This is a genomic window from Streptomyces sp. F63 (genome assembly GCF_018070345.1).
Classification (GTDB): Bacteria; Actinomycetota; Actinomycetes; order Streptomycetales; family Streptomycetaceae; genus Streptomyces.
Map to the genome: position 1 here is coordinate 83,167 of NZ_JAGPXX010000003.1, position 14,991 is coordinate 98,157.

A 14,991-nucleotide genomic window follows, 5' to 3' on the forward strand; every position below is an offset into this window, starting at 1 on the left:
GGATCCTCCGGGTTCACTCGTCGGCGAAGCCGTCAAGCAGATGAAGGCGGGTGAAGTCGCGGGTGAAGTCGGTGCGGGTGGTGTCGATGGGGTGGTGCACAGGTTCGCCGGCCGCGGTCAGGAAGTCCTCGATCTCCCTGCGCAGCACGGTCAGCCCCGTGGCCCTTTCATCGAGGACGGGCTGCCAGGTCGGTTCGAGCCGAAGCAGCGGCAGCGGAGGAAAAAGCGCGTCGTGTGCAGCGCGGACCTCGGCGTTCTCCAGGTTCACGGTGTGCGCGGCGACGATCTCGTCCTCGCTTGCGCCACGTGCCTGCAACAGGGCGTCATACTGGCCGGCCGCAACGCGGATCTCCTGGGCCGTCGCCTCCGGGGGCACGCCGAGGCGGGTGTATTCGGTCGACCGTGGGACGACCAGCGGCAGTGTGAACAGTCCCTCGTCCGCGGCGTGGGAAACAGGCAATTGCACATCCCCCGTTACACGTACGTTCACCAACGCTGCGCATCGGAGGCGGCCCGAGGCCTGTACTTCCCCGGTGCGGCCTTGAAAGACGCGCCACGGCCCCGTATAGCCGTGATGTAACGTCGATTATAGGGGCGCTTGGGTCAACTCGTCTTTGGTTCGGACTAGTTGGGGCGCCCGATTCGACGCGGTCCGGAAGGGCTTCGCATGGCTCCCACTCCCACTTTCGGCCGGATCGCCCTCCGTGCGGATGATTCTGAGGCCCCCGCCCCGGCCCCCGCGGACGGCGGCGGGACATCGGTCTCCGAGGTCCCGCCGGACCCGTCCGGCGTCCAGGAGTACTGGACGCCGGAACGGATGGAGAACGCCGAGCCGGCGCCGATGGAGGAAGACGGCTGAGCCGCCGCTGCCGCTTCCGCTCACCGCCGCCCGGCCGCGGGTCAGAGCTTCGTCCACGCCTCCGTCAGGACGGTGCGGAGGATCTGCTCGATCTCGTCGAAGGTGCGCTGGTCGGAGATGAGCGGCGGGGCGAGCTGGACGACCGGGTCGCCGCGGTCGTCGGCGCGGCAGTACAGGCCGTTCTCGAACAGCGCGGGGGAGAGGAAGCCGTACAGGACGCGCTCGGTCTCCTCGGCGGTGAACGTCTCCTTGGTGGCCTTGTCCTTGACGAGTTCGATGCCGTAGAAGAAGCCGTTGCCGCGCACGTCGCCGACGATGGGCAGGTCGTGCAGGCGCTGCAGGGTGGTGAGGAAGGCGTTCTCCTGGTCGAGCACGTGCTGGTTGAGGCCCTCGCGCTCGAAGATGTCGAGGTTGGCCAGGGCCACGGCGGCGGAGACGGGGTGGCCGCCGAAGGTGTAGCCGTGCAGGAAGGTGCTGTCGCCCCGGTAGAAGGGCTCGGCGAGGCGGTCGGAGATGATCGCCGCGCCGATCGGGGAGTAGCCGGAGGTCATGCCCTTGGCGCAGGTGATGATGTCCGGCACGTAGTCGAACTTGTCGCAGGCGAACATCGTGCCGAGGCGGCCGAAGGCGCAGATGACCTCGTCCGAGACGAGGAGCACGTTGTGGCGGTCGCAGATCTCGCGCACGCGCTGGAAGTAGCCGGGGGGCGGCGGGAAGCAGCCGCCGGCGTTCTGCACCGGCTCCAGGAACACCGCGGCGACGGTCTCCGGCCCCTCGAAGAGGATCTCCTGCTCGATCTGGTCGGCGGCCCAGCGGCCGAAGGCCTCCGGGTCGTCGGCGTGGACCGGGGCGCGGTAGAAGTTGGTGTTGGGCACCTTGTGCGCGCCGGGCACCAGCGGCTCGAACGGGGCCTTCAGCGCGGGGAGTCCGGTGATGGACAGGGCGCCCTGCGGCGTGCCGTGGTAGGCCACGGCGCGGGATATCACCTTGTACTTGGTGTGGTTGCCGGTGAGCTTGTGGTACTGCTTCGCCAGCTTCCAGGCGGTCTCCACGGCCTCGCCGCCGCCGGTGGTGAAGAAGACCTTGTTGAGGTCTCCCGGCGCGTAGTCGGCCAGCCGCTCGGCGAGTTCGACGGCCCTGGGGTGGGCGTAGGACCAGACGGGGAAGAAGGCGAGTTCCCGGGCCTGCTTCTGCGCGGCTTCGGCGAGTTCGGCGCGGCCGTGCCCGGCCTGGACGACGAAGAGCCCGGAGAGGCCGTCGAGGTAGCGCTTGCCCTGGTCGTCGTAGACGTGGGTGCCCTCACCGCGCACGATGGTGGGGACGGGGGCGTTCTCGTACGACGACATCCGGGTGAAGTGCATCCACAGGTGGTCGTACGCGGTTCGGGACAGGTCCTTGCTCACGGTTATCGGGTTCCCCAGGTGTAGGTCTGCTTCCGCAGCTTGAGGTAGACGAAGCTCTCGGTGGAGCGCACGCCGGGCAGCGTCCGGATCCGCTTGTTGATGACTTCGTGCAGGTGGGCGTCGTCCTCGCAGACGACCTCCACGATGAGGTCGAAGGAGCCCGCCGTGATGACGGCGTAGGCGACCTCCTCCATCTCGGCGAGCGCGTCGGCCACCGGTTCGAGATCGCCCTCGACGTTTATGCCGAGCATCGCCTGCCGCAGCAGGCCGACGGTCAGCGGATCGGTGACGGCGACGATCTGCATGGCGCCCTGTTCGAGCAGCTTCTGGACCCGCTGGCGTACCGCCGCCTCGGACAGGCCGACGGCCTTGCCGATGGCGGCGTACGGGCGGCGCCCGTCCTCCTGGAGCTGTTCGACGATGGCGAGCGACACGGCGTCCAACGCCGGGCCGCCGTTCGCTTTCTTGTCATCACGGGCCATGGCCTCACTCTCCCTCGGAGGGCCTCCGTCGCGCAACCCTCTGGCGACGTAATCAGTGCCAGATTGCTTGTTTGGCAACTAATTCCGGAGGTGTTTGGTGGTTGGTCGGTCGTATTCGTGGTTCCGAGGGCTCTGTGGCGGAGGGCGCTGCCGCCTGCCGCCTGCCGCCGGCTGTCAGCTGTCAGCTGTCGAAGCCCAGCCCCATCCGGTCCAGCGCCCGCAGCCACAGGTTGCGGTGTCCTCCGCGGGCGTCGGAGCGGGCCAGCGACCACTGCGTGATGCCGATCCCCGCCCAGCGCACCGGCTCCGGCGGGAAGGGCAGCGGCTTCGTGCGGACCATCTCCAGCGCGGTGCGCTCGGTCTCCTCGCCGGCCAGCAGGTCCAGCATCACCTCCGCCCCGAAGCGGGTGGCGCCGACGCCCAGCCCCGTGTAGCCGGCCGCGTAGGCGACGCGGCCGCCGTGCGCCGTGCCGAAGAACGGCGAGAAGCGGGAGCAGGTGTCGATGACGCCGCCCCAGCGGTGGGTGAAGCGCAGGCCCTCCAGCTGGGGGAAGAAGGCGAAGAAGTGCCGGGCGAGGGTGGCGAAGGTCTCCGGGCGCTGGTCGTAGTCGGGATGGATGCGGCTGCCGTAGTGGTACAGCACGTCGTAACCGCCCCACAGGATGCGGTCGTCGGCGGTGCGGCGGAAGTAGTGGAAGTGGTTCGCGCTGTCGCTGAGCCCCTGCCGCCCCCGCCAGCCGATCGCGGCGAGCTGTGCGGCGCTGAGCGGTTCGGTCATCAGCGCGTAGTCGTAGACGGGGACGATGTACGGGCGCACCCGCCGCAGCAGGGACGGGAAGGCGTTGGTGCCGAGCGCGACCCGCCGCGCCCGCACCCGCCCGTAGGGGGTGCGCACGGCCATGCGCTCGCCCTCGGCCGCGAGCGCCTCGGCGGGGGTGTGCTCGTAGAGGCGGACGCCCGCCTCCAGGCAGGCCCGCCGCAGCCCCCAGGCCAGGCGGGCCGGGTTGAGGAGGGCCACGCCGTCGCGGTCCCACAGGCCGGCCAGGACCGCGGGGGAGTCCACCTCGGCGCGGACGGCGTCGCGGTCGAGGAAGGTGAGGCCGCCCAGGCCCAGCCGCTCGGCCTCCTCGGCCGTCTCGCGCAGTTCGGCGATCTGGTGGGGTTCGGTGGCGACGTCGATCTCGCCGGTGCGTTCGAAGTCGCAGTCGAGCGCGTACCGTTGCACGGCCTGCTCGATGGCGTCGAGGTTGGCCCGGCCCAGCTTCTCCAGTTCGGCGATCTCCCCCGGCCAGCGGGCGGCGCCGTTGGCCAGGCCGTGGGTGAGGGACGCCGCGCAGAAGCCGCCGTTGCGCCCGGAGGCGGCCCAGCCGGTCTCCCGGGCCTCGATGAGGACGACGTCCCGGTCCGGGTCCCGCTCCTTGGCGAGCAGCGCGGTCCACAGCCCGCTGTAACCGGCACCGACGACCAGCAGATCGCAGGTCTCGTCGCCGACCAGGGCCGGGGCGGCCGCGGGCCGCCGCGCGGGGTCGTCCAGCCAGAAGGGGACGGGCCGGGTGCCCGCCAGAGCGTGCAGTGCGGCGTCCGCCGCCGGGGCGGGGGTGCTGCGGGGAGTCATGCGCCGGTCCTTCCGCGGGTGGTCATGGGGCGGTCCTTTCGCGGCGGCGCGCGGTGAGCTGCCCGGCCAGCACGATGCCGACGGCGATCAGGAACATGGCCGTCCCGATCACGTTGACCTGCACGGGCACTCCGCGCTGGGCGGCGCCCCACACGAACATGGGGAAGGTGACGGTCGAGGGGCCGGCGTTGAACTGGGTGACGACGAAGTCGTCGAAGGACAGCGCGAAGCTGAGCAGGGCTCCCGCCGCGATGCCGGGAGCGGCCAGCGGCAGCGTGACCCGCAGGAACGTCTGGAGCGGCCCGGCGTACAGATCCCGGGCGGCCTCCTCCAGCCGCGGGTCCATGCTCGCCACCCGTGCCTTCACGGCGACGACGACGAAACTCAGGCAGAACATGATGTGCGCGATGAGAATGGTGATGAAGCCGAAGCCGACGCGCATGTTGAGGAACAGGGTGCCGAGCGAGGCGGCCATCACCACCTCGGGCATGGCCATGGGCAGGAAGATGAGTCCGTTCGCGGCGCCCCGGCCGCGGAAGCGGTGCCGGGCCAGGGCGAACGCGGCGAGCGTGCCGAAGGCCGTCGCGCCGAGCGTGGCCAGGACGGCGATCTGCAGGCTCAGCGTGAGCGAGTCGCACATGTCGGCGACCCCGCACGGGTTCGTCCACGCTTCCGTGGAGAAGGTGCGCCACTGGTAGTTGAAGCGCCCCGCCGGGTTGTTGAACGAGAAGAGCATCACCACGGCGTTCGGCAGCAGCAGGTAGAGCAGGGTGCCGAGCCCGGCGAGGACGACGGCGTTGCGGCGCAGCCAGCGCAGCGGCGCCCATGAGGTCACGGCGGTCATCAGACCAGCTCCTCCGTTCCGGCCTTGCGCATGTAGACGGTGACCATGATGAGAATGAGGGCCATGAGCAGGAACGACATGGCGGCGGCGGTCGGGTAGTCCAGCACCTTGAGGAACTGCTGCTGGATGGCGTTGCCCACCATCTGCTCCGAGGGGGAGCCCAGGAGCTGGGCGTTGATGTAGTCCCCGGAGGCCGGGATGAAGGTGAGCAGGGTGCCGGCGACGACCCCGGGCAGCGAGAGCGGGAAGGTCACCCGGCGGAACGTGGTGGCGGGCCCCGCGTAGAGATCGCGGGCCGCCTCGTGCAGCGACGGGCTGATCCGCTCCAGCGAGGCGTAGAGCGGCAGGATCATGAACGGCAGGAAGTTGTACGTCAGTCCGCAGACGACCGCCAGCGGGGTGGCGAGCAGCCGGTCACCGCTCGTCAGGCCCAGCCAGGCGGTGACGTCCAGGACGTGCAGCGCGTCCAGGGCGCCGACCACCGGGCCGCCGTCGGACAGGATCGTCTTCCAGGCGAGGGTGCGGATGAGGAAGCTGGTGAAGAACGGCGCGATCACCATCACCAGCAGCACGTTCCGCCAGCGCCCGGCGCGGAAGGCCAGGGTGTAGGCGAGCGGGTAGCCGATGACGAGGCAGAGCGCGGTGGCCGTGGCGGCGTAGCCGAAGGAGCGCAGGAAGTGGACGCCGTACTCCCGCAGCGCCTCCGCGTAGGTGGCGAAGTGCCAGGTGACGCGGTAACCCTCCTCCAGGGAGCCGGTCTGCACCGACGTGGACGCCTGGTAGACGAGCGGCGCGACGAAGAAGACGGCGAGCCACAGGCCGGCCGGGAGCAGCAGCCAGTACGGGGTGAGGCGGCGGCGCGGCGCGCGGGCCGGCGGGGTGGAGCCGCCGGTTCCGCCGGCCGCGCCGGTTCCGCCGGTTCCCGGCGGCGGGGCGGTGGCCAGGGCCGTCATATCGCCTCCTCCCCGGTGCCGGCGGTGATCTCCCGGCCGGGGTCTCCGCCCGGTTCGAGGCCGAAGGTGTGGGCGGGGTTCCAGTGCAGGACGACCTCCGCGCCCGCGACGAGCCGCGGATCGCGCTCCACGTTCTGCTGGTAGACGGCGAACCGGGAGCAGGCGGGCGTCTCCACCAGGTACTGCACGGAGACGCCGAGGTAACTGGCCTCCGTGACGCGGCCGGTGAGCCGGTTGCGGCCGTCGGGCACGCCGCCGGCGTCGTCCGCCGGGGCGAGGGCGATCTTCTCCGGGCGCACCCCGACCAGCACCCGGTCCCCGGCGCCGGTCCCCTCCGGCATCCGCGCGGAGGGCAGCCGCAGCGGGCTGCCGGCGGCCTTGAGTTCGGCCTCGCCGCCGCCGGTGGCCGTCACCTTCGCCTCGATGAGGTTGGAGGTGCCGAGGAAGTTGGCGACGAAGGCGGTGCGCGGGTGCTCGTACAGCTCGGCCGGGGCCCCGAGCTGCTCCACGCGCCCGGCGCGCATCACGGCCACGGTGTCGGCCATCGCCATGGCCTCCTCCTGGTCGTGCGTCACATGCACGAAGGTGATGCCGACCTCCGTCTGGATGCGCTTGAGCTCCAGCTGCATCTGCCGGCGCAGCTTGAGGTCGAGAGCGCCCAGGGGCTCGTCGAGCAGCAGCACCTGCGGCTTGTTGACGAGGGCGCGGGCGAGCGCGACGCGCTGCTGCTGCCCGCCGGAGAGCTGGTGCGGTTTGCGGCGCGCCAGGTGGCCGAGCTCGACGAGCTCCAGCATCTCGGCGACCTGGCTCTTCACCGACGTCACCCCGCGGCGGCGCAGCCCGAAGGCCACGTTGTCGTGGACGTCCAGGTGGGGGAAGAGCGCGTAGTTCTGGAAGACGGTGTTGACGGGGCGGCGGTGCGGGGGCAGCCCGGTGATGTCGGTGCCGGTGAGGAGGACCTGCCCGGCGGAGGGCTCCTCCAGGCCGGCGATCATGCGGAGGGTGGTGGTCTTGCCGCAGCCGGAGGCACCGAGGAGGGCGAAGAAGGAGCCCTCGGGGATGGTGAGGTCCAGCGGGTGGACGGCGGTGAAGCCGCCGAACGTCTTGCTGACCCCGGTGAGCTGGATCGTCATGGTGTGCGTGTCTCCGGTGGGTTCAGGCGCCGATGAGCTTGGCGAACTTGCTCTCGTAGCGCTCCTCTTCCTTGGCGCTGAGCGGCCGGAAGTTGTGGCCCCTGGCGATCATTTCCTCGTCGGGGAAGATCAGCTTGTTCTCCGCCAGCTCCTTGTCGATCTTCCGCATCTCCTGCTGGGCACCGGAGACGGGGCAGATGTAGTTGACCCAGGCGGCCAGCTCGGCCGCGGGCTTCGGCCGGTAGTAGTAGTCGATCAGCGCCTCGGCGTTGGCGCGGTGCTGTGCTCCGGCCGGGACCAGCAGGTCGTCGGTGCCGAACAGATAGCCGGTCTCGGGCAGATGGAAGCGCACATCGGGGTTGTCGAAGCCGAGCTGCACGATGTCGCCGGCCCAGCCCACGCAGGCGGCGATGTCGCCCTTGTTGAGCCCGTCCATGTAGTCGTTGCCGGTGAAGCGGCGTATCTGGCCCCGGTCGACGGCCTTCTGGACGAGGTCCAGGGCGGCGTCGAAGTCGTCGTCGGTGAAGGAGGCCGAGTCCGCGCCCATGCCGAGCATGATCAGGCCCATGGTGTCCTGCATCTCGGTGAGCAGCGAGACGCGGCCCTTGAGCTTCGGGTCGGTCAGCAGCTGCTCGACGCTGGTGACCTTCCGCCCGCCGGTGGCCTTCTGGTTGTAGGCGATGACGGCCGCGGTCCCGGCCCACGGGTAGCTGTACTGCCGGCCGGGGTCGTGCGGAGCGGCGCGGAAGCGGCCCTCCAGGTTCGTCACCGCGTTGGGCAGGTTGGACTGGTCCAGGCGCTGCGCCCAGCCGGAGCGGATCATGCGGCCGGCCATCCAGTCGGTGAGGCACACCAGGTCCCGGCCGGTCTTCTGGCCCGCGGCGAGCTGCGGCTTGATCTTGCTGTAGAACTCGTTGTTGTCGTTGATGTCCTCGATGTACTTGACCTTGATGCCGCTCTCGCGCTGGAACTCCCGCAGCGTGGGCCGCAGGTTCTCGTCGTCGTCGTCGACGTCGATGTAGAGCGGCCAGTTGGAGAAGGCCAGCACCTTCTCCTGCTGCGAGCGGTCCTCGCTGCGCTCCTCCTTGCCGGACGCGCCGCCTTTCGCGGGCGGGATGCCGCAGGCGGCCAGGGCCGCGCCGCCGGCGGCCAGTCCGCCGGCGCGGAGCAGCCGCCGCCGGCTCATGGCGGCGCGGCCGTTGGTGAGGCTGCGCTGCCATGCCTTGCGCACGGGCTCGGACATGCCGTCGTAGGGGTTCACGGGGCCTCCGGTTGTTCGTCGGAAAGGGGGGAGGGGGGTGGGAGGGGGCTTTCAGAGGGCGAGGACGGTGCGGTGCCAGTCCTTGCGGGCCGCTCCGGTGGTGTCGGACATGACGTGCTTGACCTGGGTGTACTCCTCGAAGGAGTAGGCCGACATGTCCTTGCCGTAGCCGGAGGCGCCGTAGCCGCCGTGCGGCATCTCGCTGATGATCGGAATGTGGTCGTTGACCCACACGCAGCCCGCCCGCAGCTCCCGCGTGCCGCGCCCGGTGCGGTAGACGTCCCGGCTCCAGACGGAGGCGGCCAGGCCGTAGGGGGTGTCGTTGGCCAGCGCGAGGCCCTCGTCGTCCGTGTCGAAGGGCAGCACGGTGAGGACGGGGCCGAAGACCTCGTTCTGCACGATCTCGCTGTGCTGGGCCGCGCCGGTGACGAGGGTGGGCAGGTAGTAGGCGCCGGCGGCGAGCGCGCCGCCCGGGGTCCGGCCGCCGGTGACGACGCGGGCTCCGTCGGCGCGGGCCCGGTCCACGAATCCCGCGACGCGGTCGCGGTGCGCGTGTGAGACCAGCGGGCCGAGGTCGGTGGCCGGGTCCGCCGGGTCCCCGAGGACGGCCATGCCCATCAGGTCGGCCACGCCGGCGGTGAACGCCTCGTAGAGCGGCCGCTGGACGTAGGCCCGGGTGGCGGCGGTGCAGTCCTGGCCGGAGTTGATGAGCGCCGCGGCCACCGCGCCGTGCACGGCCGCCTCCAGGTCGGCGTCGTCGAAGACCACGAACGGCGCCTTGCCGCCGAGCTCCAGGTGCAGCCGCTTGACGCCCTCTGTGGCGAGCCGCGCCACGCGCTTGCCGACGGCCGTGGAGCCCGTGAAGGAGACCATGGCCACGTCGGGGTGGCTCACGAGGCGCTCTCCGGCGCCCGGGCCGGCGCCGCTGACGACGTTGATCACCCCGTCCGGGATGCCCGCCTCGTGCGCGGCCTCCGCGAACATCACCGAGGTGAGCGGGGTGAGCTCCGAGGGCTTCAGCACCACCGTGTTGCCCGCCGCGACGGCCGGGAGGATCTTCCAGGCGGCCATCTGGAGCGGGTAGTTCCAGGGGGCGACGGACCCGACGACGCCGAGCGGCTCACGCCGGATGGACGAGGTGTGGCCGCCGCTGTACTCGGCGGCGGCCATGCCGTCGAGGCGGCGGGCGGCGCCCGCGAAGAACGCGACGTTGTCGATCGAGCCCGGCACGTCGAACTCCCGGCACAGCCGCACGGGCTTGCCGCACTGCAGTGACTCGGCCCGCACCAGCTCCTCCGCCCGGCCGTCGAGCACCGCCCGCAGCCGGTGGAGGGCCTCGGAGCGCTCGGCCGGGGTGGCGCCGGCCCACTCGGGCAGGGCCCGGCCGGCGGCGCGCACGGCCGCGTCGACGTCCTCGGGGCCGGCGAGCTCGTACTCCAGCAGCCGCTCGCCGGTGGCGGGGTCGGTGACCGCCTGCCGGTGCCCGGAGGTGCCGGAGGCGCGGCGGCCCGCGATGTACTGCGCTCCCTCCGCGAAGGGCGCGATCACGTCGGGCGACGGCTGATCGGACGGCTGCTGAGACGGCTGGTCGGCCATGGGACATCTCTCCCGCTGTTGCGCTGATGCTGCGGCTTGGGCCGGGGATGAGCGCCGATCCTGGCAGTCAGCATGGGTTTGAACAAGTGATTCCGTTCCAGAATTTTCCTGCGGCAACGAAATCGTGATTCCTGGGTAACGCGTCCCGCACCGTGCGGGCGCGCCGCGTCACACAGCGTCCGTGAGGACCTCCGCGAGGCCGTCGACGATCTCGTCCAGCACCGCGCGGTCGCAGATCAGCGGCGGCGCGATCTGCAGCACGCTGTCGCCCCGGTCGTCGGGGCGGGCGATGATCCCCGCCTCGCGCAGCCGCCGGGGCAGCACACCGCGCAGCAGCCGGTCCCGCTCCGCGGTGTCGAAACGGCTGTTCGCCTCGTCCTTCACCAGCTCCAGGGCCCAGAAGAAGCCCGCGCCGCGCACGTCCCCGACGATCGGCAGGGACCGCAGCCCGGCCAGCCGGCTCTCCAGATACGGGCTCAGCGTGCGCACGTTCTCCAGCACACCGTCCCGCTCGAAGATCTCGATGTTGCGCAGCGCGATGGCCGCCGACAGCGGATGCCCGCCGAAGGTGATGCCGTGCCGCAGGGGCCGCCCGTTGTCGACGAGCGCGGCCGCCACCCGCTCGGCGACGACGACGGCGCCCATCGGCGCGTACGCGGACGTCAGCCCCTTGGCCAGGCTGACCAGGTCCGGAGTGACGCCCTCCCGCGCGATGCCGAACCACTCGCCGAGCCGGCCGCAGCCGGTGATGACCTCGTCCGCCATCAGCAGCGCCCCGTACCGGTCGGCCAGTTCGCGCAGCCCGCGCCAGTAGCCGGGCGGCGGGGTGAAGCAGCCGCCCGCGTTCTGCACCGGCTCGGCGATGATCAGCGCCACCTCGTCGGGGCCCGCGGCGATGATCGCGTCCTCCATCTCGGCCAGCAGCCGGGTGCGGAAGGCCTCCGGGTCGCCGCCGTCGGGTGCCCGGAACGCGTTGGTGGCGGACACGTGCGTGACGTCCACGGGCGCCCGCCCGAACGGCTCCTTGAACTTCGGCAGCCCCGTGAACGACAGCGCGCCCAGCGTGACCCCGTGGTAGGCGGTCTCCCGGGCGATGGCCTTCGTGCGCTGCGGCTGCCCGTTCGCCAGGTGGTACTCGCGCGTGATCTTCCACGCCGCCTCCACGGCCTCCGAGCCACCGGAGGTGAAGAACGCCCGGGTCATGCCCTCGGGCGCGAGCGCGGTGAGGCGCTCCGCCAGCTCGATCGCGGGTGGGTGCGCGGTGCCCCAGTTGGTGTTGAACGCCAGCCGGGTGAGCTGCGCGGTCGCGGCCTCGGCCATCTCCGCGCCGTAGGAGTAGCCGAGCTGGGAGCAGAACAGGCTGGACAGGGCGTCGATGTGGCGCTTGCCGCGGGTGTCGTAGACGTACGGCCCCTCGCCCCGTTCCAGGACGAGCAGATCGTCGATGTGCTGCGCCGAGAAGTGCAGCATCAGATGGTGCGCCGCGGCGTCCTGCAGCGCGTCGTGCCTGCTGTTCACGTCGTCTCCTGGTTCTCGGTGCGGCTCAGCGGTTCTGCGGGAAACCGAGGTCGATGCCGCGGTCGCGGGGATCGGGCCAGCGGGTGGTCACGGCCTTGGTCCGGGTGAAGAAGTGCACGCCGTCGGGGCCGTAGGCGTGCGTGTCGCCGAACAGCGAGTCCTTCCAGCCGCCGAAGGAGTACGAGGACACCGGCACCGGGATGGGCACGTTGATCCCGACCATCCCGGCCTCCACCTCCTCCTCGAAGCGGCGGGCCGCGCCGCCGTCGTTCGTGAAGATCGCGGTGCCGTTGCCGTAGGGGCTGGCGTTGACCAGGTCCAGCGCCTCGTCGAAGGAGGCCGCGCGCAGCACGGAGAGGACCGGGCCGAAGATCTCGTCGGTGTAGACGGACATGTCCGGGGTGACCCGGTCGAAGAGGGTCGGGCCGAGCCAGAAGCCGCCCGCCTCCCCGTCGACGGGATGCTTCCGGCCGTCGGCCACGAGCTCCGCGCCGGCCGCCACGCCCGCGTCCACGTAGCCGGCCACCCGGTCCCGGTGCGCGGCGGTGACCAGCGGACCCATGTCGCAGCCGCGCCGGCCGTCGCCGACCCGCAGCCCGGCGACGCGCTCGGCGATCTTGGCGACCAGCGCGTCACCGACCGGCTCCACGGCCACCAGCGCGCTGATGGCCATGCACCGCTCGCCCGCCGAGCCGAAACCGGCGTTCACGGCGGCGTCCGCGGCGAGGTCCAGATCGGCGTCGGGCAGGACCACCATGTGGTTCTTCGCCCCGCCCAGCGCCTGCACGCGCTTGCCGTGGGCGCTCGCCGTCTCGTACACGTACCGGGCGACCGGGGTGGAGCCGACGAAGGACACGGCCGCCACGTCCGGGTGGGTCAGCAGTCCGTCCACGGCGGTCTTGTCGCCGTGCAGCACGGTGAAGACGCCGTCCGGCAGCCCCGCCTCGCTCCACAGCCGGGCCAGGAGCAGCGAGGCGGACGGGTCCTTCTCGCTCGGCTTCAGGATGACGCTGTTGCCGCAGGCGATCGCCACCGGGACGAACCACAGCGGGACCATCGCCGGGAAGTTGAACGGCGAGATCACCGCCGTCACCCCGAGGGGCTGCCGCAGCGCGTGCACGTCCACCCCGGTCGAGACGCCGGGGGTGTGCCCGCCCTTGAGCAGATGCGGGATGCCGCAGGCGAACTCCACGACCTCCAGACCCCGCTGCACCTCTCCCGCCGCGTCGTCGAGCACCTTGCCGTGCTCGGCGGTGATGGCCGCGGCCACTTCGCCGGCCCGCTCGGCCAGCAGCCGGCGGAACTCGAAGAGCACCGTGACCCGCTTGGACAGCGAGGTCCGGCGCCAGCCGGTGAAGGCGTCGCGGGCGGAGGCGACCGCCTCGTCCACGGTGTCGGCGGAGGCGAGGTCCACCCGCGCGGTGACGGCTCCGGTCGCGGGATCGAAGACCTCCCCGGTGCGCTCCGGGGTGCCGGTCCACGGCCTGCCGCCGATCCAGTGGGTGATGCGCTGCTGTGTGTCGGTCATGCGGCACATTGCACCGGCTCCTACGCGCCCGGGCGTAGCTGCACACCGTCGGATGTGGCACGATCTGCCGACACTCTGTAAAGGCGGCCGGCCGGCCGCGCCGGACGGCGAAGGGATGAGGCGGTGTTCCCGAGCGTTGCCGATGTCCTGGCCATGCCCGAACTGCGCCAGGGCGACCCGGAGGTGGTGGCCGCCGCGGAGGCGGTCACCCGCCCGGTGCGGTGGGTGCACTGCGTGGAGCTCCCGGAGGTCGCGCCGCTGCTGCGCGGCAGCGAACTCGTCCTGGCCACCGGCATCGCCCTGCCCGCCGACGCCGCCGGTCTCGACCGCTACGTACGGGAACTCAGCCGGGCCGGGGCGGCCGGTCTGGTCGTGGAGCTGGGCCGGCGCTGGACGGCCGAGCTGCCCGGCTCGCTCGTCTCCGCCTGCGAACGGGAGAAGCTGCCGCTGGTGGCCCTCCGCCGGGAGGTGCGCTTCGTCAGCGTCACCCAGGCCGTCGGCGAGCAGGTCGTGGACGCCCAAGTGGTGGAGCTGCGCGCCGCCGGGCAGATCCACGACGCGTTCACCGCGCTCAGCATGGCGGAGGCCGGGCCGGCCGACATCCTCGCCGAGACGGCCCGCCTCGCCGGGTGCCCGGTGGTGCTGGAGTCCTTCCGGCACCGGATCCTCGGCTACCACACCGGCGGCCGGCCCGACTCCGACCTGCTCCACGACTGGGAGGACCGCTCGCGGGCCATCCGGCTCGGCGAGCGCACCGGCTACGACCACCGCGCCGGCTGGCTGGTGACCGTGGTCGGCTCGCGCGGCGACGACTGGGGCCGGCTCGTGCTCGTCACCCCGCAGCCGCCGCCGCACCGCCACCTCGTCCTCGTCGAACGCGCTGCCGCGGCCCTCGCGCTGCACCGGCTGCACACACGCCACCGGGACGGCGTCGAGCGCCAGGCGCACCACGCCCTGCTCACCGCGCTCCGCGACCGGGTGGTGGACGAGGAACTGATCAGCCGCTGCGCCGAGGCGGGCGTGCCGCTGACCGGCGGTGCGCTGCTGGGCCTCGCCGCCCGGCCCGTCGTCCAGCGCCGCCGCCGGACGTTCGTCGCCGCCGACGCCCTGACCACGCTGGCCGGTTCCCTCGCCGTGGCGCTCCGCGAACGGGGAGTGCCGGCCCTGGTCGCCGTCGAGCCCGACGACGTCGTCGCGCTCCTCGCCCTGCCCGCGACAGCGGACCCCGACGCCCTCCTCACCGCGGTCGCCGCCGCGACCGGGGCCCCGGGGGAAACCGTCCTGGCCGCGGGGGAGACGGTCCGGCGCCCCGGGGACGCCGGGCGCTCCCTGGCCGAGGCCCAGCACGTGGCGGCCTCGCTGCGCGCCGCCGACCCAGCCCGCCCCTACCACCGCCTGGCGGACGTGCGGCTGCGCGGACTGCTCCACCTGCTGTCCGACGACGACCGGGTCGCCCGGTTCGTGCAGCGGGAACTCGGGGCGCTGACCGACCACGACGCCCGGCACGGCACCGGGCTGTACGAGGTGCTGCGGGTGCTGCTGACGACGGGCGACAAGACGGCGGCCGCGGCCGCGCTGCACATCTCGCGGCCGGTGCTCTACGACCGGATCGCGCGCATCGAGCGGATCCTCGGGCTGGACCTGTCCGACGCCGAGACGCGCACCTCGCTGCATGTGGCCGTGCTGGCCCGCGGGACGCCGCAGGGGCGGTGACCCGGCGCGGCACCGGGCCGCCGGCCGCCGCCCGGCGGGAGCACCGCGGACCCGCGCCCGGTCGGTACGATGGACCGTTGATCTCG

The 14,991-nt window shown here is 72.2% G+C and carries 13 protein-coding genes; 2 read left to right on the forward strand and 11 right to left on the reverse strand.

Features of this window, described 5'->3' with window-relative positions; all coding sequences use genetic code 11:
* Nucleotides 1-13: 13 nt before the first annotated feature.
* On the reverse strand, nt 14-460 hold the full coding sequence (locus tag KBZ10_RS04420; protein ID WP_210986163.1) for a hypothetical protein: 447 nt from the start codon (nt 458-460) through the stop codon (nt 14-16).
* A gap of 207 nt (nt 461-667) precedes the next feature.
* Between KBZ10_RS04420 and KBZ10_RS04425 the strand changes: the two genes are divergently transcribed.
* Nucleotides 668-859 carry a hypothetical protein gene (locus KBZ10_RS04425; protein ID WP_210986164.1) on the forward strand — a complete coding sequence of 64 codons (192 nt, stop codon included), beginning with the start codon at nt 668-670 and terminating at the stop codon, nt 857-859.
* Nucleotides 860-900: 41 nt separating this feature from the next.
* Here KBZ10_RS04425 and KBZ10_RS04430 read toward each other — a convergent pair whose 3' ends face one another.
* The 10 genes from KBZ10_RS04430 to KBZ10_RS04475 form a co-directional block, all read right to left on the reverse strand.
* Nucleotides 901-2,280 (reverse strand): aspartate aminotransferase family protein, encoded by a 1,380-nt coding sequence (locus KBZ10_RS04430; RefSeq protein ID WP_210986421.1) that lies wholly within the window; start codon nt 2,278-2,280, stop codon nt 901-903.
* The gene (locus KBZ10_RS04435) at nt 2,265-2,744 is read right to left on the reverse strand and encodes an Lrp/AsnC family transcriptional regulator (RefSeq protein WP_210986165.1); all 480 of its coding nucleotides are present in this window, start codon (nt 2,742-2,744) and stop codon (nt 2,265-2,267) included. Before KBZ10_RS04435 ends, KBZ10_RS04430 begins: the two co-directional genes overlap by 16 nt.
* A gap of 181 nt (nt 2,745-2,925) precedes the next feature.
* The gene (locus KBZ10_RS04440) at nt 2,926-4,359 is read right to left on the reverse strand and encodes an FAD-dependent oxidoreductase (RefSeq protein WP_210986166.1); all 1,434 of its coding nucleotides are present in this window, start codon (nt 4,357-4,359) and stop codon (nt 2,926-2,928) included.
* Nucleotides 4,360-4,381: 22 nt separating this feature from the next.
* Nucleotides 4,382-5,203, reverse strand: coding sequence for an ABC transporter permease (locus tag KBZ10_RS04445; protein WP_210986167.1), 822 nt, complete (start codon nt 5,201-5,203; stop codon nt 4,382-4,384).
* Nucleotides 5,203-6,156, reverse strand: a complete 954-nt coding sequence (locus KBZ10_RS04450; protein ID WP_210986168.1) for an ABC transporter permease — start codon at nt 6,154-6,156, stop codon at nt 5,203-5,205. The genes KBZ10_RS04445 and KBZ10_RS04450 overlap by 1 nt, the downstream gene beginning before the upstream one ends.
* Entirely contained in the window at nt 6,153-7,289 is a 1,137-nt protein-coding gene (locus KBZ10_RS04455) for an ABC transporter ATP-binding protein (protein WP_210986169.1), read from the reverse strand. Before KBZ10_RS04455 ends, KBZ10_RS04450 begins: the two co-directional genes overlap by 4 nt.
* Nucleotides 7,290-7,311: 22 nt before the next feature.
* Nucleotides 7,312-8,532, reverse strand: coding sequence for a spermidine/putrescine ABC transporter substrate-binding protein (locus tag KBZ10_RS04460; RefSeq protein WP_210986422.1), 1,221 nt, complete (start codon nt 8,530-8,532; stop codon nt 7,312-7,314).
* A gap of 69 nt (nt 8,533-8,601) precedes the next feature.
* Nucleotides 8,602-10,146: a gamma-aminobutyraldehyde dehydrogenase gene (locus KBZ10_RS04465; protein WP_210986170.1), complete on the reverse strand. Its 1,545-nt coding sequence runs from the start codon at nt 10,144-10,146 to the stop codon at nt 8,602-8,604.
* Nucleotides 10,147-10,314: 168 nt separating this feature from the next.
* A complete protein-coding gene (locus KBZ10_RS04470; protein ID WP_307847185.1) occupies nt 10,315-11,664 on the reverse strand; it encodes an aspartate aminotransferase family protein in 1,350 nt (449 codons plus the stop codon).
* Nucleotides 11,665-11,689: 25 nt separating this feature from the next.
* Nucleotides 11,690-13,192, reverse strand: a complete 1,503-nt coding sequence (locus KBZ10_RS04475; protein WP_210986171.1) for a CoA-acylating methylmalonate-semialdehyde dehydrogenase — start codon at nt 13,190-13,192, stop codon at nt 11,690-11,692.
* Nucleotides 13,193-13,315: 123 nt separating this feature from the next.
* Here KBZ10_RS04475 and KBZ10_RS04480 point away from each other — a divergent pair, with 123 nt between their 5' ends.
* Nucleotides 13,316-14,905 (forward strand): PucR family transcriptional regulator, encoded by a 1,590-nt coding sequence (locus tag KBZ10_RS04480; protein WP_210986172.1) that lies wholly within the window; start codon nt 13,316-13,318, stop codon nt 14,903-14,905.
* Nucleotides 14,906-14,991: the final 86 nt, after the last annotated feature.

Bases quoted from the DNA above. Each gene is read 5' to 3' on its own strand.
- KBZ10_RS04425 (WP_210986164.1), top strand. From the start codon at position 668: ATGGCTCCCACTCCCACTTTCGGCCGGATCGCCCTCCGTGCGGATGAT.
- KBZ10_RS04435 (WP_210986165.1), bottom strand. From the start codon at position 2,744: ATGGCCCGTGATGACAAGAAAGCGAACGGCGGCCCGGCGTTGGACGCC.
- KBZ10_RS04440 (WP_210986166.1), bottom strand. From the start codon at position 4,359: ATGACTCCCCGCAGCACCCCCGCCCCGGCGGCGGACGCCGCACTGCAC.
- KBZ10_RS04445 (WP_210986167.1), bottom strand. From the start codon at position 5,203: ATGACCGCCGTGACCTCATGGGCGCCGCTGCGCTGGCTGCGCCGCAAC.
- KBZ10_RS04450 (WP_210986168.1), bottom strand. From the start codon at position 6,156: ATGACGGCCCTGGCCACCGCCCCGCCGCCGGGAACCGGCGGAACCGGC.
- KBZ10_RS04455 (WP_210986169.1), bottom strand. From the start codon at position 7,289: ATGACGATCCAGCTCACCGGGGTCAGCAAGACGTTCGGCGGCTTCACC.
- KBZ10_RS04460 (WP_210986422.1), bottom strand. From the start codon at position 8,532: ATGTCCGAGCCCGTGCGCAAGGCATGGCAGCGCAGCCTCACCAACGGC.
- KBZ10_RS04465 (WP_210986170.1), bottom strand. From the start codon at position 10,146: ATGGCCGACCAGCCGTCTCAGCAGCCGTCCGATCAGCCGTCGCCCGAC.
- KBZ10_RS04475 (WP_210986171.1), bottom strand. From the start codon at position 13,192: ATGACCGACACACAGCAGCGCATCACCCACTGGATCGGCGGCAGGCCG.